Annotated in this window: 26 protein-coding genes; 18 read left to right on the forward strand and 8 right to left on the reverse strand. The window is 68.4% G+C overall.

Features of this window, described 5'->3' with window-relative positions; genetic code table 11:
* The first annotated feature begins 109 nt into the window (after window positions 1-109).
* Genes ACZ63D_RS31995 through ACZ63D_RS32005 form a run of 3 tightly spaced genes read left to right on the forward strand, consistent with a single transcriptional unit; the run spans window position 110 to window position 2,223 of the window.
* The gene (locus ACZ63D_RS31995; protein WP_465358079.1) at window positions 110-535 is read left to right on the forward strand and encodes a YciI family protein; all 426 of its coding nucleotides are present in this window, start codon (window positions 110-112) and stop codon (window positions 533-535) included.
* On the forward strand, window positions 535-891 hold the full coding sequence (locus ACZ63D_RS32000) for a YciI family protein (protein WP_465358080.1): 357 nt from the start codon (window positions 535-537) through the stop codon (window positions 889-891). Before ACZ63D_RS31995 ends, ACZ63D_RS32000 begins: the two co-directional genes overlap by 1 nt.
* Window positions 892-945: 54 nt before the next feature.
* Window positions 946-2,223: an RNA polymerase sigma factor gene (locus ACZ63D_RS32005; protein ID WP_465358081.1), complete on the forward strand. Its 1,278-nt coding sequence runs from the start codon at window positions 946-948 to the stop codon at window positions 2,221-2,223.
* Window positions 2,224-2,406: 183 nt separating this feature from the next.
* Here ACZ63D_RS32005 and ACZ63D_RS32010 read toward each other — a convergent pair whose 3' ends face one another.
* A complete protein-coding gene (locus tag ACZ63D_RS32010; protein WP_081684630.1) occupies window positions 2,407-3,186 on the reverse strand; it encodes an IclR family transcriptional regulator in 780 nt (259 codons plus the stop codon).
* A 242-nt stretch (window positions 3,187-3,428) separates the two neighbouring features.
* Between ACZ63D_RS32010 and ACZ63D_RS32015 the strand changes: the two genes are divergently transcribed.
* The 5 genes from ACZ63D_RS32015 (at window position 3,429) to ACZ63D_RS32035 (ending at window position 7,983) form a co-directional block, all read left to right on the forward strand.
* Window positions 3,429-4,655: a MurT ligase domain-containing protein gene (locus ACZ63D_RS32015; RefSeq protein WP_465358082.1), complete on the forward strand. Its 1,227-nt coding sequence runs from the start codon at window positions 3,429-3,431 to the stop codon at window positions 4,653-4,655.
* Window positions 4,648-5,355, forward strand: a complete 708-nt coding sequence (locus ACZ63D_RS32020) for a type 1 glutamine amidotransferase (RefSeq protein ID WP_465358083.1) — start codon at window positions 4,648-4,650, stop codon at window positions 5,353-5,355. Before ACZ63D_RS32015 ends, ACZ63D_RS32020 begins: the two co-directional genes overlap by 8 nt.
* 80 nt (window positions 5,356-5,435) lie before the next feature.
* Window positions 5,436-6,773, forward strand: coding sequence for a HAMP domain-containing sensor histidine kinase (locus ACZ63D_RS32025; protein WP_465358084.1), 1,338 nt, complete (start codon window positions 5,436-5,438; stop codon window positions 6,771-6,773).
* A 2-nt stretch (window positions 6,774-6,775) separates the two neighbouring features.
* On the forward strand, window positions 6,776-7,444 hold the full coding sequence (locus tag ACZ63D_RS32030) for a response regulator transcription factor (RefSeq protein ID WP_037354559.1): 669 nt from the start codon (window positions 6,776-6,778) through the stop codon (window positions 7,442-7,444).
* Complete coding sequence (locus tag ACZ63D_RS32035; protein WP_465358085.1) at window positions 7,441-7,983, forward strand: chloramphenicol phosphotransferase CPT family protein; 543 nt, start codon at window positions 7,441-7,443, stop codon at window positions 7,981-7,983. Before ACZ63D_RS32030 ends, ACZ63D_RS32035 begins: the two co-directional genes overlap by 4 nt.
* Here the strand turns inward: ACZ63D_RS32035 and ACZ63D_RS32040 are convergent.
* Genes ACZ63D_RS32040 through ACZ63D_RS32050 form a run of 3 tightly spaced genes read right to left on the reverse strand, consistent with a single transcriptional unit; the run spans window position 7,972 to window position 9,527 of the window.
* On the reverse strand, window positions 7,972-8,373 hold the full coding sequence (locus ACZ63D_RS32040) for a CoA-binding protein (RefSeq protein WP_465358086.1): 402 nt from the start codon (window positions 8,371-8,373) through the stop codon (window positions 7,972-7,974). The genes ACZ63D_RS32035 and ACZ63D_RS32040 overlap by 12 nt on opposite strands.
* Before the next feature lie 41 nt (window positions 8,374-8,414).
* A complete protein-coding gene (locus ACZ63D_RS32045) occupies window positions 8,415-8,981 on the reverse strand; it encodes a hypothetical protein (RefSeq protein ID WP_465358087.1) in 567 nt (188 codons plus the stop codon).
* A 42-nt stretch (window positions 8,982-9,023) separates the two neighbouring features.
* Window positions 9,024-9,527: a VOC family protein gene (locus ACZ63D_RS32050; protein WP_465358088.1), complete on the reverse strand. Its 504-nt coding sequence runs from the start codon at window positions 9,525-9,527 to the stop codon at window positions 9,024-9,026.
* Between the two features lie 152 nt (window positions 9,528-9,679).
* On the opposite strand from ACZ63D_RS32050, the gene ACZ63D_RS32055 reads away from it, so the two are divergent.
* Both ACZ63D_RS32055 and ACZ63D_RS32060 read left to right on the forward strand, forming a co-directional pair.
* Window positions 9,680-10,480 carry a 2-keto-4-pentenoate hydratase gene (locus ACZ63D_RS32055; RefSeq protein ID WP_465358089.1) on the forward strand — a complete coding sequence of 267 codons (801 nt, stop codon included), beginning with the start codon at window positions 9,680-9,682 and terminating at the stop codon, window positions 10,478-10,480.
* The gene (locus ACZ63D_RS32060; RefSeq protein ID WP_465358090.1) at window positions 10,477-11,238 is read left to right on the forward strand and encodes a 2-keto-4-pentenoate hydratase; all 762 of its coding nucleotides are present in this window, start codon (window positions 10,477-10,479) and stop codon (window positions 11,236-11,238) included. The genes ACZ63D_RS32055 and ACZ63D_RS32060 overlap by 4 nt, the downstream gene beginning before the upstream one ends.
* Here ACZ63D_RS32060 and ACZ63D_RS32065 read toward each other — a convergent pair.
* Window positions 11,228-12,085 carry an alpha/beta fold hydrolase gene (locus tag ACZ63D_RS32065; protein ID WP_465358091.1) on the reverse strand — a complete coding sequence of 286 codons (858 nt, stop codon included), beginning with the start codon at window positions 12,083-12,085 and terminating at the stop codon, window positions 11,228-11,230. The two genes, ACZ63D_RS32060 and ACZ63D_RS32065, sit on opposite strands and share 11 nt — an antisense overlap.
* A gap of 4 nt (window positions 12,086-12,089) precedes the next feature.
* Window positions 12,090-12,554 carry a DUF1579 family protein gene (locus ACZ63D_RS32070; protein ID WP_465358092.1) on the reverse strand — a complete coding sequence of 155 codons (465 nt, stop codon included), beginning with the start codon at window positions 12,552-12,554 and terminating at the stop codon, window positions 12,090-12,092.
* A 59-nt stretch (window positions 12,555-12,613) separates the two neighbouring features.
* On the opposite strand from ACZ63D_RS32070, the gene ACZ63D_RS32075 reads away from it, so the two are divergent.
* Genes ACZ63D_RS32075 through ACZ63D_RS32100 form a run of 6 tightly spaced genes read left to right on the forward strand, consistent with a single transcriptional unit; the run spans window position 12,614 to window position 19,067 of the window.
* Window positions 12,614-13,063, forward strand: coding sequence for a MarR family winged helix-turn-helix transcriptional regulator (locus ACZ63D_RS32075; protein WP_465358093.1), 450 nt, complete (start codon window positions 12,614-12,616; stop codon window positions 13,061-13,063).
* Window positions 13,064-13,110: 47 nt separating this feature from the next.
* Window positions 13,111-13,548 (forward strand): hypothetical protein, encoded by a 438-nt coding sequence (locus ACZ63D_RS32080; RefSeq protein WP_465358094.1) that lies wholly within the window; start codon window positions 13,111-13,113, stop codon window positions 13,546-13,548.
* A gap of 32 nt (window positions 13,549-13,580) precedes the next feature.
* Window positions 13,581-15,218 (forward strand): 2,3-epoxybenzoyl-CoA dihydrolase, encoded by a 1,638-nt coding sequence (gene boxC / locus ACZ63D_RS32085; protein WP_465358095.1) that lies wholly within the window; start codon window positions 13,581-13,583, stop codon window positions 15,216-15,218.
* A gap of 4 nt (window positions 15,219-15,222) precedes the next feature.
* Window positions 15,223-16,644 (forward strand): benzoyl-CoA 2,3-epoxidase subunit BoxB, encoded by a 1,422-nt coding sequence (gene boxB, locus ACZ63D_RS32090; protein ID WP_465358096.1) that lies wholly within the window; start codon window positions 15,223-15,225, stop codon window positions 16,642-16,644.
* Between the two features lie 9 nt (window positions 16,645-16,653).
* Window positions 16,654-18,216 carry a benzoate-CoA ligase family protein gene (locus ACZ63D_RS32095; protein ID WP_465358097.1) on the forward strand — a complete coding sequence of 521 codons (1,563 nt, stop codon included), beginning with the start codon at window positions 16,654-16,656 and terminating at the stop codon, window positions 18,214-18,216.
* Entirely contained in the window at window positions 18,213-19,067 is an 855-nt protein-coding gene (locus ACZ63D_RS32100; RefSeq protein WP_465358098.1) for an amidohydrolase family protein, read from the forward strand. The genes ACZ63D_RS32095 and ACZ63D_RS32100 overlap by 4 nt, the downstream gene beginning before the upstream one ends.
* Before the next feature lies 1 nt (window position 19,068).
* Here the strand turns inward: ACZ63D_RS32100 and ACZ63D_RS32105 are convergent, their stop codons facing one another.
* The gene (locus ACZ63D_RS32105) at window positions 19,069-19,710 is read right to left on the reverse strand and encodes a dihydrofolate reductase family protein (RefSeq protein WP_465358099.1); all 642 of its coding nucleotides are present in this window, start codon (window positions 19,708-19,710) and stop codon (window positions 19,069-19,071) included.
* 78 nt (window positions 19,711-19,788) lie between these two features.
* On the opposite strand from ACZ63D_RS32105, the gene ACZ63D_RS32110 reads away from it, so the two are divergent.
* Together ACZ63D_RS32110 and ACZ63D_RS32115 are read left to right on the forward strand one after the other, a co-directional pair.
* Window positions 19,789-20,283, forward strand: coding sequence for a winged helix-turn-helix transcriptional regulator (locus tag ACZ63D_RS32110; protein WP_452075835.1), 495 nt, complete (start codon window positions 19,789-19,791; stop codon window positions 20,281-20,283).
* 142 nt (window positions 20,284-20,425) lie between these two features.
* On the forward strand, window positions 20,426-20,929 hold the full coding sequence (locus ACZ63D_RS32115) for a sigma-70 family RNA polymerase sigma factor (protein WP_465358100.1): 504 nt from the start codon (window positions 20,426-20,428) through the stop codon (window positions 20,927-20,929).
* 104 nt (window positions 20,930-21,033) lie between these two features.
* Here the strand turns inward: ACZ63D_RS32115 and ACZ63D_RS32120 are convergent, their stop codons facing one another.
* Window positions 21,034-21,486 (reverse strand): MarR family winged helix-turn-helix transcriptional regulator, encoded by a 453-nt coding sequence (locus ACZ63D_RS32120; RefSeq protein ID WP_465358101.1) that lies wholly within the window; start codon window positions 21,484-21,486, stop codon window positions 21,034-21,036.
* Between the last annotated feature and the right edge of the window lie 64 nt (window positions 21,487-21,550).

Raw genomic sequence — 21,550 nt, forward strand, 5'->3', positions numbered from 1 at the left:
TGACCTGCTAGTTTCGCGACCGGAAAAAAAGTTTGAGCACCCTGTCGATCCGGCCCCGGCCCGTTCGACGCACAGGTGAAGGCAAGCCGAGAACGAAGGGGAACCGAAGATGCGATTCATGGTGATCATGAAGGCCAGCGAAGAGAGCGAAGCGGGCCAGCTGCCCAGCACTGAACTGCTCGCCGAGATGGGCAAGTTCAACGAGGAACTCGTGCGGGCCGGCGTGATGCTCGCGGGCGAGGGACTGGCCCCCAGCTCCGAGGGCGCCCGGGTGAAGTTCTCCGGGGACGGCGAGCCCAGCGTGGTCGACGGGCCGTTCGCCGAGACCAAGGAGCTGATCGCCGGGTTCTGGATTCTCCAGGTCCGTTCGCTCGAGGAAGCCGTGGAGTGGATCAAGCGCGTGCCCAACACCGACGGCGCGCACCACGAGATCGAGATCCGGCGGATCTTCGAGGCGGCCGATTTCGGCGACAACCTCACCCCGGAATTGCGCGAGGCCGAAGAGAACCTGCGCGAGCAGGCCGCGAAGAACTGATGCGGTTCATGGTGCTGGTGAAAGCCAGCGAGGAGTCCGAAGCGGGAGCCGCGCCGAGCGCGGAGCTGGTGGAGCAGATGGGCCGGTTCAACACGGAACTCGCCGAATCCGGCCACCTGGTGCGGGCGGCCGGGCTGACGCCCAGCGCGGAAGGCGCCCGGCTGCTGTGGTTCGACGGGGAGGCGGAGCCCAGCGTGGTCGACGGCCCGTTCGCCGAGACCAAGGAACTCGTCGCCGGCGTGTGGATTCTGGAGGGCGAGTCGCTCGCCGAGATCGTCGAGCTGATGAAGCGGGCGCCCAATCCGGATCGGCGGGCGGGCACCGTCGAGATCCGCCCGATGGCGGGTGAGCTCTGACGCCGCGCCCGCCCGAGGGTTGCCTCGGGCGGGCCGGGCCGGTCTGATGGGCCGGTGGACACGCGAAATGCGGTAGAGGCCGTCTGGCGGATCGAATCGGCGCGGGTGATCGCCGGTCTCGCGCGGGTGACCCGCGACGTGGGCCTCGCGGAGGAACTGGCGCAGGACGCGCTCGTCGCCGCGCTCGAACAGTGGCCGGAGACGGGGGTGCCGCGCAACCCGGGCGCCTGGCTGACGACGATCGCGAAGCGGCGGGCCATCGACCTGTTCCGGCGCAACGAAACCCTCGGCCGCAAGCTGGACGAGATCGGCCGGGAAGCCGAACAGCTCGGCGAGGGCGTGCTGCCCGATTTCGACGCGGTGCTCGACGACGAGCAGATCGAGGACGACCTGCTGCGGCTCGTGTTCACCGCGTGCCACCCGGTGCTGTCCACCCAGGCGCGGGTCGCTCTCACGCTCCGCATGCTCGGCGGGCTCAGCACCGATGAGATCGCTCGCGCGTTCCTGGTGAAGGAATCCACCGTCGCGCAACGCATCGTGCGGGCGAAGAAGACGCTCGCCGAGGCCAAGGTGCCCTTCGAAACGCCGGTCGGCGACGAGCGCGTGGCGCGGGTGCCCGCCGTGCTCGAAGTGATCTACCTGGTCTTCAACGAGGGCTACTCCGCCACCCGCGGCGACGACTGGATGCGGCCGGCTCTGTGCGAGGACGCGCTGCGGCTCGGCCGGGTGCTGGCCGGTCTGATGCCCGCCGAACCGGAAGTGCACGGCCTGGTGGCGCTGATGGAAATCCAAGCGTCGCGCTCGGCGGCGCGAACCGGCCCGAACGGTGAACCGGTGCTGCTGATGGACCAGGACCGCAGCCGCTGGGACCGCCTGCTGATCCAGCGCGGCCTCACCGCGCTGGCCCGGTCCGAACGGCTGGCGGACGGCACGTACGGGCCGTATTCCGCGCAGGCCGCGATCGCCGCCTGCCACGCCGTGGCGGTGCGGCCGGAAGACACCGACTGGGCCCGGATCGCGGCGCTGTACACGGGGCTGGCGCAGCTCACGCCGTCTCCGGTGATCGAGCTGAACCGGGCCGTCGCGATCTCGATGGCCGAGGGGCCGGAAGCCGGGCTGGAGCTGGTGGACACGTTGCTGGCTGAGCCCGCGTTGAAGAACTACCACCTGCTGCCGAGCGTGCGCGGCGACTTTCTGTACAAGCTGGGCCGCCGGGACGAGGCGCGCGCCGAATTCGAGCGCGCGGCGAAGATGACCGGCAACGAGCGGGAGCGCGCGCTGCTTCTGGAGCGGGCCGAGTCGTGCAGCAAGCTGGAAGCGGGAACGAGATAGCTGGGCACCCTGCGGTGCGGAAGTGTTCGTCATGCCGGCAACGGTCCGCCACCGGTCCGACAATTCCCGCGTCCGCCCACTGCCATCCCCAGGGTTGTCCACAAGTCGACATGCTTGTGGACAACCTGTTTCCGCTGGTCACGGCCCATGAATCCGGTCGATCGACCCGATCCGGTGAATGCCTCAGCGGTTTCGGACGTACCCCAGCCGCATCGACAACGCGGCCGCCGTCCCGGCGACTGTCGCGCCCAGCTCGTCGGCCCGGCGCATCACCCGCGGCGCTGGCCCGGCGACGCTGATCGCCGCGATCGGACGGCCGGAGTGGTCCCGCACGGCCGCCGCGACACAGCCGACGTCCGGCTCGTTCTCCAGGTCGTCCACGGCCCAGCCGCGCCGCCGCGTGCGCGCCAGCTCGTCCAGCAACCGGACCGGGTCGTTGATGGTCTTGAGGGTGAGGCTGTCCAGCTTCATCCGGCGCACGCGTTCCACCCGGTCGGCCTCGGGCAACGCGGCCAGCCAGGCTTTGCCCAGCGACGTCGCGTGCTGCGGTCGCCGAGTGCCGAGGCGGCAGGAAAGCGTGACCGCGCTGGCGCTGCGTTCGGTCGCGACGTAGACCATCGCGTCGTTGTCCGGCACCGCGAGGTACGTCGTCTCGCCGGATCGTTCGGCCAGCGCGGTGAGGTACCGCGGCGCGCAACGGTGCAGGTCGGTCGCCGCCATCGCGCGGGCGCCCAGTTCGACCAGGCGGGTGCCGAGCCGCACGCGTCCGGTGACGGTGTCCGCCTCCAGGTATTCCAGCCGCTTCAAGGTGCCGACGATCCGGTACGCCGCGCTGCGCGACAAACCCAGTTGCCGGGCGAGCGCGTTCGTGGAGATCTCCTGGTGCTGCCCGACGTGTTCGAGCACCGCCAGTCCGCGCTCCAGGGTGCCGCTTTGGTCCAGCCCGCGTGCTGCTGCGTCCACGTTCGCCCTCCGCTTGTCGCTCTGCGTTCCCGGTCACCGGTGCGTGGTGCCATCAAGCGGGGTTGGACGCTAACACCTCCGATGTATGGACGGAAGATCTTGACCGATCTGGCTTATTCGGCGAGGTCAAGGTTGCGCCGAATGGTTCAACCTCCGATCGGTAAGAGTGCTTACAAACGGTAACGGAGACTGGAGTCACCCTCTCAGGAAAATCACAGCGCCCGTGCCGCACGGTTTGGGTGATGTCCACACGTCTGCGCACCCGGGCGTCGGTCGCCGCCGGGCGGCTGACCGCGTGGTTTTCCCGTACCGCCCGGCTGGGCCGCGGCGGGGTGATCGGCGGCCGCGTCACGCTGCGCCTCGACCCCAAGGCGCTGCGCAGGCTCGGCCACGATCGCACGGTCGTGATCGTCACCGGCACCAACGGCAAGACCACCACGTCGCTCATGCTGACCCGGGCGCTCGAAGCGCTCGCCGAAGTCGCGCACAACGGCGACGGCGCGAACATGCCCGACGGTTTGGTGGCCGCGCTCGCCGCCCGCCCGGACGCGCCGTACGCGGTGCTGGAGGTGGACGAAACCTATGTTCCGTGGGTGGCCGAGCAGGTGCAGCCCGCTGCGCTCGTGCTGCTGAATCTCAGCCGGGACCAGCTCGATCGCGTCGGCGAGGTCCGGATGATGGAGCGCGACCTCCGTGCCGCGTTCGCCGAGCTGCCGCGCACCGTCGTGGTCGCGAACTGCGACGACGTCCTGGTCGCGTCGGCGGCTTCGGCGGCGGCGCGACCGGTGTGGGTGGGCACCGGACGACGCTGGTCGGGCGATTCCGTCTCCTGCCCGCGCTGCGGCGGCGCGATCACCCACAACGACCGCGAATGGCGTTGCGCGGTGTGCGCCTTCGCCCGGCCGGAGCCGACCTGGAACCTCGACGGCGACCTGGTGCACACGCCCGGCGGCCGGCAGGTGGACCTCGACCTGCGGCTGCCCGGCGAGGCCAATCGGGCCAACGCCGCACTCGCGCTCGCCGCCGCGCACTGCGTCGGCGTGCCGCCGCACACCGCCGCGGCCCGGCTCCGCACGATCACCGACATCGGCGGGCGCTACCGCACGATTCGCCGCACCCGGCATTCGGTGCGGCTCATGCTGGCCAAGAACCCGGCCGGCTGGGCCGAAACGCTGCGCGTGCTCGACGAGGACACCCCGGTCGTCGTCGCGGTCAACGCGCACGAGGCGGACGGCCGCGACCTGTCGTGGCTCTGGGACGTGCATTTCGAACGGCTGCGCGGCCGCCAGGTCGTCGTCGCCGGCGAGCGGTACGCCGATCTCGCGGTGCGGCTTTGCTACGCCGAGGTGCCGCATTGGTCGGCCCCGGACCCGGTCAGCGCGATCGACACGCTGCCGCCGGGCGGGGTCGAACTCGTCGCGAACTACACCGCCTTCCGCGATCTGGTGGACCGGTTGCCCGATGTCTGATTCGACCGTCGGCATCGGCTTGTTGCTGCCGGAGGTGCTGGGCACGTACGGCGATTCCGGCAACGCGCAGGTGCTCTGCAAACGCTTGCAATGGCGTGGTTACGACGCCGAAGTAGTGCCGATCTCGCTGGACTCGGCAGTACCGTCCACTTTGGACCTCTACCTGCTCGGCGGCGGGGAGGACATGGCGCAGGTGCTGGCCGCGGACTTCCTGCGCGACGCGCCGGGGCTGCGGACCGCCGCGGACGCCGGACGCCCGGTGTTCGGCGTGTGCGCGGGCCTGCAGATCCTCGGCACGCGGTTCCGCGGCGTCGACGGCGTCGACCACGCCGGGCTGGGGCTGCTTGACCTCGTCACGGAGCCGGCGCAGCAGCGCGCGGTGGCGGAGCTGATCGTCGAGCCGAATCTGCTCGATACCCCGTTGACCGGCTTCGAAAACCATCAGGGCTCGAGTGTGCTCGGTCCGGGCAGCGCGCCTCTGGGGCGCGTCGTCCGGGGCACTGGCAACGGCGACGGCAGCGAGGGCGCGGTCAACGGCCACGTCCTCGGCACTTACCTCCACGGCCCCGCGCTGGCACGCAATCCCGACCTGGCCGACCTGCTGCTGTCGTGGGTGCTGGGCCACGCGTTGAAGCCGTTGGACCTGGCTGAGGTGGAGACGCTGCGCGCGGAGCGGCTGGCTGCCCGCCGCACCCGATGACGTCAATCGCAGCTCGTTACGCTGCGTGCGTGAGACTTCTCGCTGCCGCAGGCGTCCGGATGCGGACAACCGGGGTTGCCGTGCTCGCGCTCGCGCTAGCCATCGCGACCGCGTGCGTCGTCGTGGTGCTGTTGCTGCAGCAGTCGCTCGACCGAAGCGTCACCGAGAGCGCGCGCAGCACCGCGCGGCAGGTTGCCGTCCAACTCGTGCGCGCAGGCGCGCGAGACCTGTCGCCGAGCGACGTCGCGAGCACTGGTGACACCGAAGCCGTGACGCAGGTACTCGGGCCGCGAAGCACGCCGATCGCGAGCGACCCGGCAATTGTCGGCCGTCCGGCTATCACCGCCGCGCGCCCGGCTCCGGGGCAGGAGACCGTCGAAACGCTGCCGCTCGGCCTAGACGGGGACGGTAGTGAATATCGTTTGGTCTCGGAGGGCGTCAACGGGCCGGGTGGACCGTTCACCGTCATCTCCGCACGGTCGCTCGAGCCGGTCACCGAAGCGTCTGCGCGGCTTACGCTGCTGCTCGGGTTGATCTCGCTGCCACTGCTGGGTATCGCTGGCTTCGCGGTGTACCGCTCGGTCGGATCCGCGCTGCGCCCGGTAGAGCGGATGCGGCGCACTGTCGCCGAGATTTCGACGCGCGACCTCGCGTTGCGCGTACCGCTGCCGCCTGGCGGCGACGAGGTGCACCGGCTCGCTGTCACGCTGAACGAGATGCTCGAACGGCTAGGGTCCGCGCAGGCCGCGCAACGCCGCTTCGTCGCCGACGCGAGCCATGAGCTGCGCTCACCGCTGTCAACCATCAGCACCGCGCTCGACGTGTCGAACCAGCACCCGGAGACCACGGACGAACTGGTGCCGGTCATCACCCGCGAAACTGCGCGCCTGCGAGAGCTGGTCGACGACCTTCTGATGCTCGCGCGCACTGACGACGCCACGGACCGGCCCGCGCGCACCGAAGTCGATCTAGACGACATCGTCCGCGCCGAAGCTGAACGCGTACGCGGCGAAGCGGCTGTAGAGATCGAAGTGCGCGCGAGACCGGCGAAGGTGCGTGGCAGTGAGGCGCAGCTGCGACGCGCCGTACGCAACCTCGTCGACAACGCGTGTGGGCACGCGCGCGAGCGCATCCGGATTGCGAGTTCGGTGCGAGATGAGATGGTCGTGGTGGAGGTGAGCGACGACGGCCCGGGCGTCGCCGAGGAGGACCGGGAGCGAGTGTTCGAACGGTTTGTGCGGCTGGACGCGTCACGCCGGCGCGGCGGCACCGGACTGGGCCTGTCGATCGTGGCCGGTATCGCGGCCCGGCACGGCGGCCGCGCCCGGTACGTCGACGTGGCCGATCCGACCTACCCGGGCGCGCATTTCGTCATCGAACTGCCGCGCATTGACCTGCCCCGGATCGAGGAGGACTGAGCATGCGGTTGCTGATCGTGGAGGACGAGCTGGAGTTCGCCGAAACCCTTCGCCGCGGCCTGGTCGCCGAGGGGTTCACGGTGAACGTGGCGCACACCGGCCGGGACGGGCTCTGGTCGGCGATGGAGCACGATTACGACGCCGTGGTGCTCGACATCATGCTTCCCGAGCTTTCCGGCTATGAGGTGCTGAAACGCTTGCGGGCGGCGGAGAACTGGACGCCGGTGCTGATGCTCACGGCGAAGGACGGCGAGTACGACGAGGCGGACGCGTTCGATCTCGGCGCGGATGATTACCTGTCGAAACCGTTCTCGTTCGTCGTTTTGCTGGCTCGGCTGCGAGCACTCCTGCGCCGGGGCGCACCGGCGCGGCCGGCGGTGCTGACCGCGGGAGATCTGCGGCTCGACCCGGCCGCGCGCACTGTCCACAGAGGAGAGACGCGGATCGAGCTGACCGCGCGCGAGTTCGGGTTGCTGGAGTTTCTGCTGCGCCGGCAGGGCGCGGCGTTGACCAAGAACGAGATCCTCGGCCACGTGTGGGACGCGCATTACGAGGGGGACGAGAACGTGGTCGAGGTTTATGTGGGGTATTTGCGGCGGAAGATCGACGCGCCGTTCGGGACGCGGACGATCGAGACGGTGCGCGGGGTGGGGTATCGGCTCGTCGGATGAGCGGGCACGTCGTTTTTCTTAATGGCACGTCCAGTTCCGGCAAGTCGAGTATCGCGGCGGAACTGCTGGATCTGCTGCCGGGTCCTTATTTCTCTCTGTCGCGGGACGCGGTCAACAGCATGCGCTCTCGGACGCGGACTCCAGAATTCGGCACGCCCGAGTTCGATGAGGTTTTCGAACGGACTGTGCGCGGCTATCACCGAATGCTGGCCGGGCTCGCGGAGGCGGGCAACGGCGTGATCGCCGACCACGTGCTGCGCCCGCATTGGCTCGCCGAATGCCTGGAAGTGTTGCGACACCAGGAAGTCACCTTCGTCGGCGTCCATTGCCCACTGCCGGAGCTGCGGCGACGTGAGCAGGCGCGAGGCGACCGTCCTGCCGGATTAGCGGAGCGGCAATACCCAATCGTGCACGCACACGGCGATTACGACCTCGAATGCGATACGTCGGTGCACAGTCCCCGAGAATGCGCCGAGATAATCGCGGATTTCATCGCGAAACCCGGACGTTCCCAGGCGTTCCACCGGCTAAGCCAGTGAAATCCCCGCCACCGCCCGCACCACGGCAGTGCACCGGTCCTCGACATACTCCATCCCCGCCTCGGAAGCGATCCTCCGAGCCTCCGCCGACACGATTCCCTGCTGCAGCCACAACGTCTTAGCCCCGATCGCCGCCGCGGAGCGTGCGATGTCCGGCGCTTCCTCAGCGGGACGGAAGACGTCCACCAGATCCACCGGCTCCGGAATGTCTTCCAACGTCCGGTACACCTTCTCCCCGAGCAGCTCCGTCGCCGTCGGATGCACCGGGATGATCCGGAAACCGTGCGCCTGCAGCGAAGCCGGTACCCCGTGCGCGGCCTTGCCCGGGTCACGGCTCAGCCCGACGACCGCGATCGTGCGCGCACCAGCGAGGATCTCTTCAGGCTTCATACTCTCCACAACATTCCGCTGCCGCCACTGATTCCTCGACGTCACAGCCGCCACAACCGCAATCCGCGGACGCGGTACACCGGCCACAACACGTGCCACGGCGACCGGCGCAGGAAGGCGGAACTGCAGGCCAAGATGTTGCGCGCGACGGTGGACGCGACCTCGTGCCGATCCGGCCAAGCTTCGCCGCGGGCACCGAGCGCGAGGCGGAAGACAGTCAGCAAACCCCGTCCCTGCAGGTCGTACCGCGCACCGGTATCGCCCGCGTCGGGGAGGAGGCGAGCGATCTCCACGCGAAAAGCGCCAGCGACAGGCGCACCCGCGGGCACGTCAGACACGCTGCCCACGATCGCGCGGCCATGCAGTCGACGTGCGAATCGAGTGAGCAGCCGTCGTTCCCACCAGGGCAGCAAGCGCTGGTGGGCCAGCAGCGCAGCGCACTCGCCGTGGCCGAGGGCGAAAACCTCGGCGAGGTCGTCGTACCGGCTTATCGCGGTCGGTTCCGCCAGGTGCAGCCGTACTTCGTAGCGGACCTGCGCGAGCAGCGAGTCGATCGTTTCCCGCCGGTCGAGCCGTGCTTTCTGCCGCGAAGCCGCCCAGTCGCCCATGGGCCCACACTCTGAACCCGGCAGCGCACCGAGTCCAGAGGTTCAGCCGATCTTCGACCCGTACATCTCGCCGAGGTCGTCCGCGATCAGTTCGATCCGCGCGCCGTCCGGGTCGGTGAAGTAGATCGACGTACCGCTCTCTTCCTGGTACTTCACGCCGGCGGCGTCGAGCCGGGAACGCGCGCCCGCCCAGGCTTCCGGTGTGAGGGAGAGGGCCAGGTGGTGCAGCCCGCCGAGCACCTCCGCGTATGGGCCGAGGTCGAGGCCGGGCAGGTCGAAGAACGCGACCGCGTTGCCGTTGCCGACGTCGAAGAAGAAGTGGCTCGACCCCGGGTAGTCGCGGTTTTCGATCAGTTCGGTGAGCGGGAAGCCGAGGATGTCCTGGTAGAAGGTGATGGTCCGCTCGACGTCGCTGGACAGCAGCGCGGTGTGGTGGATGCCGCGGCCGACGGTGGCCGGGCGTTCCGCCGCGGGGCGCAGGTGCTGCTCCCGCAACCGGTCGCGGACCTGCGCGAGCTGGGCGACTTCGGTCTCGGTGGGTGCCATTCCGGGTCACGTCCTCTCTGGGAGCCAACACGAAGAACAGTACGCCGACAAACTCTCGCGCGCAAGAAGTTGTATGACAAGAGAAGTGGTTCGTGCCGCTGAATGGAACGGGCGGGTTGGCGCGGGCGGCGCGGTCGGGCAAAGTTCGGCGCGTGGAACCCGCTGAGCTGCAGGACGCCGTCGCGCTGCTGACGAGCGCGTACGAGCGCCACGAGCCGATCGATCCGCTCGTGAAGACCTTCCCTGACGCGACCATCGAAGACGCCTACCGCGTGCAGCAGGAGCAAGTCCGCGCGTGGGTGGCGGCGGGCGACGTGGTGCGCGGCCACAAGGTCGGCCTCGCCTCCGCCGCGATGCAGCGCCAGATGGGCGTGAACCAGCCCGACTTCGGGCACCTCACCAGCTCGATGTTCCTGCTCGAACACCAGCCGATCCCGACGAGGCGGTTCCTGCAGCCGCGGATCGAACCGGAGATCGCGTTCGTGCTCGGTGCGCCGCTGCGCGGGCCGGGCGTGACCGTCGCCGACGCCGTCCGCGCGGTCGATTTCGTGCTGCCGTCGCTGGAAATCGTCGATTCCCGGGTCCGGGACTGGAAAATCTCGATCTTCGACACCGTCGCGGACAACGCGTCCTCCGGCGGCGTCATCCTGGGCAGCAGCCCGACGAACCTGCGCGACGTCGACCTGCGGCTCGCTGGCTGCACGCTGCACGTCAACGGTCAGCTCGCGGCCACCGGCGCGGGCGGCGCGGTGCTGGGTTCGCCGATCAACGCTTTGGTCTGGCTGGCCAACACGGTCGGCCCGCTCGGCGTGACGCTGGAGCCCGGCCACGTCGTGCTGCCCGGTTCGATGACCGCCGCGCAGACCGTCCGCCCCGGCGACACCGTCGTGGCGACCATGGCTGGCCTGGGCAGTGTGACCGCGGTGTTCGCGCCGGAGGAGGACGAAAAGTGACCGCCGACATCGTCTCCGCAGCGCGGGAATTGCTGAACCGGACGCAAGAAAGCGCGCAGCTCACCGACACTTGGCCGGACCTCGACCTAGCCACCGCGTACGCGATCCAGGACGAGGCCCTGCGTCTTCGCCGGGAACGAGGCGAGACGCTGATCGGCGTGAAGCTCGGGCTCACGTCGCGGGCGAAGCAGCAGCGGATGGGTGTCGAAGAACCCCTGCTCGCGTGGCTGACCGACGCGATGGTGCTGCCCGCGGGCGCGCCGGTGCCGCAGCTGATCCACCCTCGCGCGGAGCCGGAATTAGTGTTCGTGCTCGGCGAGCGGCTCGCCGGTCCGGGTGTCACCGCGGCTACCGCTCTCTCCGCGGTTTCCCAGGTGTACGGCGGAATCGAGATCATCGACAGCCGGTACCGCGACTACCGGTTCACGCTGCCGGACGTCGTCGCGGACAACGGTTCGTCGGCGCTGTTCGGGCTCGGCTCGGTCGGCCGCCCACCGTCCTCTTTGGACCTCTCGTTGGAAGCCGCACTGCTCGAAGTGGACGGTCACATCGTCGACACCGCGACCGGTGCCGCCGTGCAGGGCCACCCCGCCGAGGCGTTGGCGTTGGCCGCGAATTCCTTGGCCGCACGCGGATTGGCGCTCGAACCGGGCTGGCTCGTGCTGACCGGCGGGATGACCGACGCCGTCGAACTGCGCCCCGGTTCTCGCGTCGCCGCGCACTTCTCGAACCTGGGCTCGGTGACGATCAGCGGGTAGCGAGCCGTTTGATCCCGGCGATCACGCGCGGCCACACTTCGCGCGGCAGGTCGTGTCCCATCCCGGGCACGAGGTCGAGGTCGGCGCCCAGCGCGCGGGCTGTCGCGCGGCCGCCGGAGACGTGCACCAGCGGGTCGGCCGTACCGTGAATCACCAGTGACGGCACGGAAAGCCGGCGCAGATCGGCGGTCCGGTCGCGGGAGGACAGGATCGCGGCGAGCTGCCGGAACACGCCCGCCGGGTTGAGGCCGCGGTCGTACGTGCGCTCCGCACGCTGGCGGAAATGCTCCTCGTCGAACTCGTACTCGCGCGAGCCGATCAGCTTTGACGTGCGTATCAGCTGTGTCACGTAGTCCTCGCGCGTCCGCGGTCCCGGGGCCAGCATCGCGAGCGCGGCCCGTGGGCTGGGCAGGCCGACATTCCGCGCGCCGGTGGTCGACATGATCGAGGTCAGCGTCCGCACGCGCTGGGGATGCCGGATCGCGAACTCCTGCGCGATCATCCCACCCATCGACGTGCCGACCACGTGCGCGCTTTCGATGTCGAGCGCGTCGAGCAGTTTGCCCGCGTCGTCGGCCAGGTCGCCGAGCGAATACGGCGCGGACCGCAGGAAGTACGCGAGCGGCAGGCTGGCCCGGCCGGTCCACCACTGCGAACGCCCCACGTCGCGGTTGTCGAACCGGTGCACGTGGAACCCGGCCTCGGCGAGCTGGGTGCAGAACTCGTCGTCCCACCAGATCATCGGCGCGGCGAGGCCCATCACCAGCAGCAGCGGCGGCGCGGACGGATCGCCGAACGATTCGTGGCACAGAGTGATGCCCTCAGCCTGGATGGTCTGCTCGGTCATGGGGTCAGTCTCGCGCACTCCGGAGATAGCGAGCGCGAAGGAAGGGGCGGAAGTCTTCGTCGGAGCCGAGGCGGACATCGATTTCGTGGGTGAGGACATCGCCTTCCGGAGTGATCCGGTGGACGGCGACGCCGCGTTCGGTCTGCTTCTCCAGGTGCAGAGTGCCGTCACGCCACCCACCGCGCGCCGGAAGCGCTGGTGGGAACCCGTAGCTGTCGAAGCCGAACCACAGTGTGTCGCCGGTTGCCGGGTCGACGGTGAAGACGTGATGGCCCAGCATTCGCGAGCCGTCTTGGCGCGTCTGCACGTAGTCCTCGAGCACGGCGAATCCGTCGAGCGCGCGGCGGTAACTGCAGGTGGCCGTGGCGGTCGAAGCGGGTGCCCACGGCGCTGCGGCGAGATCTTCAGTGCCGGCCCAGTCCCCGACGAGCGCGGCGAGGGCTTCGTGCGCGGGTCCGACAACGGGCATTTCCATGAGAGTCCCCCTTGGTTTCGACAGGTACCTGTCGAAATGGAACACTAGCACGCATGCCATCGAGGACGCCCCGCGCGGAAAGCCTTACCCAGCTCGTCAACGAGGTCTTCGTGGCCAACGGCGCGCTGCTGGCCGCCGGGGACGCGCTCGCCGCGGAAGCGGGCCTGACCGCCGCGCAATGGCTGGTCGTCGGCTTTCTTGAAGACGGTCCGGCGACTGCCGCGGAGCTGGCCCGGCGGCGGGGACTGCGACGGCAGAGTGTGCAGGAAACGGTGAACCGCCTGCTGCGAGACGGCATGCTCACCCGGGTCGACAACCCGGCGGACGCCCGGGCGCCGCTGTTGCAGCTGACCAGCAAGGCCCGGGCGGCGCTACGGATTCTCGGCTCCAAGCAGGCCGAGTGGGCGGACGCTGTCGCTTCGGGCCTGCCTCCGGCGGACATCGAAACGACGCTGCACACGCTTCGCGAGTTGAGCGGGCTGGTCCGAGCTGGGCAGGACTAGTACTCTCCAGCTAGAGCGATCTATCTAATCGCAAGGGGGCGAGCGGCATGGACGTTCTGCGCGAGAAGGGACTCGGCCCGCTGCGGCTGATTCTGGCGTTCACCCTGGTCAGCACGGTCCTGCACTACACCCACAACGTCGTGCGCGCAGCGGACTACCCGCAGGTCCCCGGTCTCACCGTGCTGGCTGTGCAGATCGTGGTGGGGTTGAGCTGGGTCGTTTTCACCGTCTTCGGTGCGCTCGGCTATCGCGCTTATCTGCACGGCAAGTACTGGCGAGCACTGGGGTTTCTGCTGGTCTACTCGCTGTCCGGGCTGGCGAGCGCGGGACACTTCCTGGTCGGCGTGCCGCGCATCCCGGCGTTCTGGTTCGCCACGATCTTCACCGACACGCTCGCGTCCGTCGCGCTGTGGGTATTCGTCTGCTGGGCGGCGATGCGGCTCAACCGGGTGAGCGTCGCCGGACAAATGTCTACACAACATTGACGTTAGTTGAAACCATGTAGACAATCGAGGACGTGACCACCACCACACCTGTCACATTCGAGCGGCACCCGGACGCTTACCGGCACTGGCGGCTGACCGTCGACGGCGAGGTCGCCTGGCTGGAGATGGACGTCGACGAACAGGGCGGCCTCGTCCCCGGTTACGAGCTGAAGCTCAACTCCTACGACCTCGGTGTCGACATCGAGTTCTACGACGCCACCCAGCGGCTGCGGTTCGAGTATCCGCAGGTGCGCGCGGTGATCGTGACGAGCGCCAAGGACAAGGTGTTCTGCGCCGGGGCCAACATCCGGATGCTCGCCGGGTCGTCGCACGAGTGGAAGGTCAACTTCTGCAAGTTCACCAACGAAACCCGCAACGGCATCGAGGACGCCACCGAGTTCTCCGGCCAGACCTACCTCGCGGCGGTGAACGGCAGCTGCGCCGGCGGAGGCTACGAGATCGCGCTGGCCTGCGAAAAGATCCTGCTGGTCGACGATAATTCCTCGACTGTCGCGTTGCCCGAGGTGCCGCTGCTCGGCGTGCTGCCCGGCACCGGCGGGCTGACCCGGGTGGTCGACAAACGGCGCGTCCGCCGGGATCTCGCGGACGTGTTCGCCACGCGACCGGACGGCGTCAAGGGCCGGACCGCGGTGGATTGGCGGCTGGTGGACGAGCTGGTGCCGCGCGTCGGGTTCCGCGAAAAAGTCCTGTCGCGGGCGCACGAACTGGCGGCCGAATCCGACCGGTTGCCCGCTGAACAGGGAATCGAGCTGGCGCCGCTGGAGCCGTCGGTGACCGAGGACGGGATCGAGTACCGGCACGTCCGCGTCGCGTATGACCGGCCGAACTCGCTGGTCACGCTCACCGTGCTCGGTCCAGACGGCGAACCTCGGCTCGACGGCTGGCTGTTACGGCTGACGCGGGAACTCGACGACGCGATCCTGCGGCTGCGCACGAACGAACCGGATCTCGGCACCTGGGTGCTGAAAACCGAGGGCGACCCGGAGGCGGTGCTCGCGCACGAGGAGATCGTGCTCAGCGGGAAAGACTGGCTGAGCAACGAAATCCTGCACTACTACAAGCGCACGCTGAAACGGCTGGACGTCACCAGCCGCACCTTGATCGCGTTGATCGAACCGGGAAGCTGCTTCGCGGGCAGTCTGCTGGAGCTGGCTTTCGCGGCGGACCGGCAATACCTGCTGGACGGGCCGCCGATCGACGACGAAGATTCGCCGGAACGCGCGTCGATCACCCTGTCCGAAGCCAATTTCGGCGTCTTCCCGATGGGCAACGGCCTGACTCGGCTCCAGTCGCGGTTCTACGGCGACGACGACCACCTGACGTGGCTGGCCCGCGAACGCGGCCGCCCGCTGAGCGCCGCCGAAGCCGTCGAACTCGGCCTGGTCACCGACGCCCCGGACGACCTCGACTGGGAGGACGAGATCCGGATCGCGCTGGAAGGCCGGGCCTCGCTGTCGCCGGACGCGCTCACCGGGATGGAGGCGAACCACCGGTTCGTCGGCCCGGAAACGATCGAAACCAAGATCTTCGGGCGGCTGACCGCCTGGCAGAACTGGATCTTCACCCGACCGAACGCCTCCGGGCCCGAGGGCGCGCTGCGCCGTTACGGCACCGGGCAGAAGGCGGTCTTCGACAGGAAGCGGGTCTGAACCGATGCCCGAAAAGATCGACTACGACGCCAAAATCCCGAACAACGTCCACCTCGCCGACGATCGGCGGCTGCAGCGCGCGCTGGAGGGCTGGCAGCCGAAGTTCATGAACTGGTGGGGCGAGATGGGCCCCACGCTGGAAACCGAGGGCGTCTACCTGCGCACCGCGGTCAGCGTCGGCCGCGACGGCTGGGCGCATTTCGACCACGTCAACGTGCCGGACTACCGCTGGGGCATCTTCCTCGCCGAACGGGAACCGGACCGGCGGATCGCGTTCGGCGAGCACGCCGGCGAACCGGTGTGGCAGCAGGTGCCCGGCGAGTACCGCGCCGACCTGCAACGGCTGATCGTGATCCAGGGCGACACCGAACCGGCGTCGGTCGAACAGCAGCGGTTGCTCGGGCTCACCGCGCCTTCGCTGTACGACCTGCGCAATCTCTTCCAGGTGAATGTGGAAGAGGGACGGCACCTGTGGGCGATGGTGTACCTGCTGCACGCGTACTTCGGCCGCGAAGGCCGGGACGAGGCCGAAGGTCTTTTGCTCCGCAATTCCGGCAGCCCGGACGCGCCGCGCATTCTCGGCGCGTTCAACGAGGAGACGGCCGACTGGCTCGCGTTCTACATGTTCACGTACTTCACCGACCGCGATGGGAAATACCAGCTCGGCACGTTGAAGGAAAGCTCGTTCGACCCGCTGTCGCGCACCTGCGAATTCATGCTCAAGGAAGAGGCGCACCACATGATGGTGGGCACCACCGGCGTCGACCGGGTGGTGCAGCGCAGCGCGGAACTCATCCGCGAACACGACACCTACGACATCGCGTCGCACGGCGGCATCCCGCTGGACATCATCCAGCGGTATCTGAACTTCCACTACACCGTGTCGCTCGACCTGTTCGGCAGTGAAACGTCGACCAACGCGGCGAATTACTACACCGCCGGGCTCAAGGGCCGCTGGCAGGAGACGCGGCGCAAGGACGACCACAAACTCACCGAGGACAGCCGCGTGCTGGAACGTCCGCGCGCCGACGGGACCTGGACGTCCGAGGAAATGCAGGCCATCCTCCTGCTCAATCTCGACCTGCGCGCCGAATACACCGCGGACTGTCAGACCGGGGTGAACCGGTGGAACAAGATCCTCGACGACGCCGGCATCGACTTCCGGTTCGCGTTGCCGCACCCTGGTTTCAATCGCGAGGTGGGCATAAACTCCGGCCACCACGTGACTCCGGACGGCACCATCGTCGACGAGGCCACGTGGGAGGCGGCTCGCCACAAGTGGCTGCCGACGGCCGAGGACCTGACGTTCGTCCGGTCGCTCATGCACCCGGTGTACGAGCGCGGGAAGATCGCCAGCTGGGTCGCGCCGCCGAGGCAGGGCATCAACGGCAAACCTTTCGACTACGAGTACGTGTACCTCACCTGAGGAGCACCGATGACGGTTCCCGCGAACTTCAACGCCGCGGAGTACCTGCTCGGCCAAGGCCGTCCGGACGCGCTCGCGGTCGTTTCCCCGCGGCGCACGCTCAGCTACGGCGAACTCGCCGCCGAGACCCATCGGGTCGCGTCCGGACTGCGCGCCCTCGGCGTGCGCCCGGAGGAGCGGGTCATGTTCTGCATGGTCGACGACGTCGAACTGCTGAGCGGAATCCTCGGCGCGATGCTCGTCGGCGCGATCGCGGTGCCGGTGTCCACTATGGTCACCGGGCTGGAACTGGGTCAGGTGCTCGCCGATTCGCGGGCCCGGGTGCTGTGCGTGTCCGGGGAGTTCTCGGCGCAGGCGGCGGGCGCGCTGACCGGCGCGCCCGAGGTGACCGACGTGGTGCTGGACCGGGCGGACCCGGCGGAATTCCCTTCTGGAGTGCGGACGCACCGGTGGCCGCTGACCACCACCGACGATGTCGTGGCCTCGCCGACCTGGGAGGATTCGCCCGCGCTGTGGCTGTACACCTCGGGCACGACCGGGAAGCCGAAGGGCGCGATGCACCGGCACGGGAGCATCCGCGCGGTGTGCTCGACTTACGCTTCACAAGTGCTGAAAGTGTCCTCTTCGGACCGCTTTCTGTCTGTTCCTAAGTTGTTCTTTGCTTACGGGTTGGGAAATTCGGCGTTCTTCCCGCTCTCGTGTGGAGGGACGACGCTGCTGGAACCGGCACGTCCGACGCCGGGGCTTATCGCCGCGCGGGCGCGAGCGGATCGGCCGACGTTGTTCTTCGGCGTGCCGACGTTCTACGCGGCGCTGCTGGCCAGTGACGTCCCGGACGACTCGTTTTCCTCGGTCCGGTATGCGGTTTCAGCTGGAGAGCCGTTGCCCGCGACGCTGTTCACGCGGTTTCGCGAACGGTTCGGGGTGGAGATCCTGGACGGCATCGGGTCGACCGAGGCGTTGCACATTTTCCTGTCCAACCAGCCGGGAGCGATACGGCCGGGCAGCACCGGGGTGGCGGTGCCGGGATACTCCGTCGAGATCCGGGACGAGCAGGGCGTCGTCATTTCGGACGCGGGCCAGGCGGGCGAGCTGTTCGTGGCCGGCCCGTCCATCGCGACCGGATATTGGGCGAGATATGAGACTACGAAAGAGGTTTTCCAGGGTTCGTGGCTGCGGACCGGGGACAGCTACGTGCGCAATCCGGATGGTACCTACACGTGTCTCGGCCGGTTCGGCGACATGTTGAAGGCGGGCGGGATCTGGGTGTCTCCGTCCGAAGTGGAGGAACGGTTGCTGCAGCATCCGGCCGTCGCCGAGGTGGCGGTGGTCGCCGCGCCGGACGAGGACGGATTGGACAAGCCGGTGGCGTGCGTCGTCGCCGCGCCTTCGGCCACTGTGGACGCTGGTGAGCTGATCGAGTTTTGCCGCGAGGGCTTGGCAGCGTTCAAACGGCCGCGCGGCGTGGTGGAGATGGCCGAGTTGCCCAAGACCTCGACTGGGAAGATCCGCCGGAACGTTATCCGCGAAATGGTGCGCGAGTCGCTGCTCGTGCCGCAGCCGCAATCATGATCGACGAGCATTTCGTGGTGGACGCCCACGTGCACACGCCGCGGCTGCCCACGCTCAAGCCCGCGTGGCTGGACTGGGCGCGCGACTTCGCCGGCGACTACCCGTGGCGCACGGTGTACGACGCCGACGGCACGGTGATCCCCGCGGCGATGGACGACCTCATGGCGGGCGAGGGGGTCGACCGGGTGCTGTTGTTCTGCGAATACAGTCCGCGAGCGACCGGAATCCAGGCGATTGAGGACAATCTTCCGCTGGTCGAGTACAACCCGGAGCGGTTTCGGCTGGTAGCCAACGTGAACCCGCATCTGCACCACCCGCTGGCCGACGAGGTGGAACGCCAGCTAGCGCTGGGTGCGGTGGCGTTGAAGATCCATCCGGTGCACGGCGCGTTTTCCCCGGCGGACAAGGAGCTCTACCCGGTTTACGCCTTGTGCGCCGAGCGCGGCGTCCCAGTGATCCTCCACTCTGGACTCTCGGTCTTTCCCGGCTCGCGCGCTAGTTACGGGGATCCTGCGCTGCTGTCCGATGTGGTCGAAGACTTCCCGGCGGTGAACTTCGTGTTCGCGCACGGCGGGCGAGGCTGGTGGTACGACGTGGCGGCGTTCATGGCCCAGGCGAGGCCGAACGTATGGCTCGACCTCGCCGGGCTGCCGCCGAAGAAACTGCCGGAGTATTACGCGCGCTTCGATCTCGTGCGGCTGGCGCGGAAATGGATCTTCGGCACGGACTGGCCGGGTGTGCCGGGAACCGCGGTGAATGTCCGCGCCGTCGCTGATCTGGGTTTGCCCGCCGAGGTTTTGGAAGGCGTTCTGTCTGGCAACGCTCTACGCCTGATGCCCGGCCTGCGCTGAGTTACTTCCGCCAGAACAGGTGGTGCACGACTCCGCTGGGGCTGGGGATTTTCTCCAGGTGGTAGCGGTCGGTCAATTCTTCGGGGCTTTCCCAGAGCCGTTCCCCGGCACCGAGTTCGATCGGCGCGACGGCGATGTGCAGCGTGTCGATCAGATCGGCTTCGATGAACTGGCGCACCGTTTTGACGCCACCGCCGATGCGCACGTCCTTGTCGCCCGCGGCTTTCTTCGCCTGCGCGAGCGCTTCCTCGGCGGTGGTGTTGAGGAAGTGGAAAGTAGTCTGGCCCAGGGTGATCGAGGGCCGTTCGTGGTGGGTGAGCACGAAGACCGGCGCGCGGAACGGGGGTTCGTCGCCCCACCAGCCCTGCCAGTCGTGGTTCTCCCACGGGCCGCGGTGCGGGCCGAACTTGTTGCGTCCCATGATTTCCGCGCCGATGTTGCCCTGGTGCATGTCGCGGGTGAAGTAGTCGTCGAGCCCGCGGGTGCCGCCCGGCTCGCCGCGCATCGGCCAGCTGGCGGTGGCCCCGGCCCAGGCGAAGAGCGGCCCCGGGTCGGGATGGCCGAACGGCTGCTCGAGGGTTTGGTCCGGGCCAGCACCGTAGCCGTCGGCGGAAACGGTGAAGCACTGGACGCGCACCAGCATCGGGAACTCCCTGCTTGTCTTTTGCAAGCACTATGCCGAAGGCGGTGGTAAAGTGCAAGTGGTTACAGGAGGTGTGCGATGCCCGACGGCCCGCGCTCGGGGTGCCCGATCAACGCCGCGATCGAGGTGGTCGGCGACCGCTGGAGCCTGCTGGTCCTGCGCGACGTGATGTTCGGCGACCGGCGGCATTTCCGGCAATTGCAGTCGCAGTCGGAAGAAGGAATCGCGTCGAACATCCTCGCCGACCGTTTGCGCACCCTGACCGAAGAAGGCTTGCTGACGCGCGATTCGGCCGGTCGCGGACAGCGCGCGACCTACAGTTTGACCGAAGCGGCGATTCAGCTGGTGCCGGTTTTGGTGCAGCTGGCGAGCTGGGGTTTGCGGCATCGGCCGACGACGCCGGAACTGCGCGTGCGGGCGGAACTGCTGGAGGCCGGCGGACCGCCGCTGTGGGAGGAATTCATGGCGGAGCTTCGGGAACGGCATCTGGGGATCCCCCGGCCCAGCGGGGACGGCCCGACGGCGACGGAACGTCTGGCGGCGGCTTACGCGGAGGCGGTCGCGCGGGGGTGAGGGTCCACGGGCCCGAGGCGCTTGCCCGCCCCTGGATACATCCGGCCGAAGTTGATCACTCGATTCGGCGTTCGCCCTGCTGAAACGGATCCGCGGCGACGTCCGGCCCGTCAGCCTTCCCGAACGAGGAAGGAGCCGGGGCGTGCGGAACGACGACGAGGTGCGCCGGTTGTCGACGAGAATGAATCGGATCGTCGGCGCGAACCCGGGCTTTCGCGCCGACGTGGACGACGCTTGCCAAATGGCATGGCTGGAATTCCTGTGCCGCCAACCGTCGCTGCGGGACGCGAAAGGCGTGGCGGGCTGGCTGACGACCGTCGCGCTGAGGCACGCGCGCCGAGCAGCCGAAAATCGTTCGCGGGTCAGGTTTTTCGCTGATTCGCCCCTGGAGGCGCACGAGCCAGCGGAGTCGCCCGAGAATCAGACCTTGGCCAGCGAACTGGCGGCCGCGTTGTGGTGTGCGGTGGAGAAGTTCCCGGAGCGGCATCGGCGGATGATGCTTCTGCTGGCGCACTGTCCGGAACTCCGGCATGACCAGCTGGCTGCCGAGCTGGGCATCTCGCCGTCGAGCGTGAGCCGGATCCGGCGGCGCTGTTTGACGGCGCTCCGGCGGCGGCTTGAATCGGAGGGGTTCAGTTATCCATGAGCGGGGGAGCGGAAATCGTCCGTTCGCCGGTCGGAGTATCGGCCAGTGCCTCGGCGTCCGGGGGGTGAGCACGATCCGCTATCCATGAGCGGGGGGAGCTAAAATCACCGGTTCACCGAGCGAAGCGTCCGCATGGCCCCGGCCAACGCCTCGGCGTCCGGGCCCAGGGGTGTGAGCACGATCCGCCGCAGGATCTCCGCGCAGGCGGTTCTTGCCTTGAGCGCCACCTCCAGCCCGTGGTCGGTCAGGGCGGCGAACGTCACCCGGCGGTCTTCCGGACTCGGAACCCGGCAGATCAAATCCGCGGCGACCAGCCGGTCCGCCACCTTGGTGAAACCTCCGCTCGACAGAGCGGCCTCGGTGGCGAGGCGGGTCATCGGCATGCGGTGGTCCGGGGAGCGCACCAGGCGCAGCAGGACGTCGAAGGACGCGGGGGCCAGGCCGAACCGATCGGAGATTTCGCTCATCAGCGCGTTCTGGGTGGCCAGGTAGCCCTCGATCACGAGGCCCCACCACGTCACGATCTCGTCGTCGTCCGTCTGCGGATCCGGGGTCATCCGGCGGAGTCTACCCGGAATACCTCTTGCGTGCGAGAAGTTACCCGCACAATGAACCTGTGCT

It is taken from the genome of Amycolatopsis sp. NPDC104775 (assembly GCF_055583325.1).

Excerpts from the sequence above, each read along its gene's own strand:
- ACZ63D_RS31995 (WP_465358079.1), top strand. The coding sequence starts at position 110 with ATGCGATTCATGGTGATCATGAAGGCCAGCGAAGAGAGCGAAGCGGGC.
- ACZ63D_RS32000 (WP_465358080.1), top strand. The coding sequence starts at position 535 with ATGCGGTTCATGGTGCTGGTGAAAGCCAGCGAGGAGTCCGAAGCGGGA.
- ACZ63D_RS32015 (WP_465358082.1), top strand. The coding sequence starts at position 3,429 with ATGTCCACACGTCTGCGCACCCGGGCGTCGGTCGCCGCCGGGCGGCTG.
- ACZ63D_RS32020 (WP_465358083.1), top strand. The coding sequence starts at position 4,648 with ATGTCTGATTCGACCGTCGGCATCGGCTTGTTGCTGCCGGAGGTGCTG.
- ACZ63D_RS32030 (WP_037354559.1), top strand. The coding sequence starts at position 6,776 with ATGCGGTTGCTGATCGTGGAGGACGAGCTGGAGTTCGCCGAAACCCTT.
- ACZ63D_RS32035 (WP_465358085.1), top strand. The coding sequence starts at position 7,441 with ATGAGCGGGCACGTCGTTTTTCTTAATGGCACGTCCAGTTCCGGCAAG.
- ACZ63D_RS32040 (WP_465358086.1), bottom strand. The coding sequence starts at position 8,373 with ATGAAGCCTGAAGAGATCCTCGCTGGTGCGCGCACGATCGCGGTCGTC.
- ACZ63D_RS32045 (WP_465358087.1), bottom strand. The coding sequence starts at position 8,981 with ATGGGCGACTGGGCGGCTTCGCGGCAGAAAGCACGGCTCGACCGGCGG.
- ACZ63D_RS32050 (WP_465358088.1), bottom strand. The coding sequence starts at position 9,527 with ATGGCACCCACCGAGACCGAAGTCGCCCAGCTCGCGCAGGTCCGCGAC.
- ACZ63D_RS32065 (WP_465358091.1), bottom strand. The coding sequence starts at position 12,085 with ATGACCGAGCAGACCATCCAGGCTGAGGGCATCACTCTGTGCCACGAA.
- ACZ63D_RS32070 (WP_465358092.1), bottom strand. The coding sequence starts at position 12,554 with ATGCCCGTTGTCGGACCCGCGCACGAAGCCCTCGCCGCGCTCGTCGGG.
- ACZ63D_RS32075 (WP_465358093.1), top strand. The coding sequence starts at position 12,614 with ATGCCATCGAGGACGCCCCGCGCGGAAAGCCTTACCCAGCTCGTCAAC.
- ACZ63D_RS32080 (WP_465358094.1), top strand. The coding sequence starts at position 13,111 with ATGGACGTTCTGCGCGAGAAGGGACTCGGCCCGCTGCGGCTGATTCTG.
- boxB (WP_465358096.1), top strand. The coding sequence starts at position 15,223 with ATGCCCGAAAAGATCGACTACGACGCCAAAATCCCGAACAACGTCCAC.
- ACZ63D_RS32095 (WP_465358097.1), top strand. The coding sequence starts at position 16,654 with ATGACGGTTCCCGCGAACTTCAACGCCGCGGAGTACCTGCTCGGCCAA.
- ACZ63D_RS32100 (WP_465358098.1), top strand. The coding sequence starts at position 18,213 with ATGATCGACGAGCATTTCGTGGTGGACGCCCACGTGCACACGCCGCGG.
- ACZ63D_RS32105 (WP_465358099.1), bottom strand. The coding sequence starts at position 19,710 with ATGCTGGTGCGCGTCCAGTGCTTCACCGTTTCCGCCGACGGCTACGGT.
- ACZ63D_RS32110 (WP_452075835.1), top strand. The coding sequence starts at position 19,789 with ATGCCCGACGGCCCGCGCTCGGGGTGCCCGATCAACGCCGCGATCGAG.
- ACZ63D_RS32120 (WP_465358101.1), bottom strand. The coding sequence starts at position 21,486 with ATGACCCCGGATCCGCAGACGGACGACGACGAGATCGTGACGTGGTGG.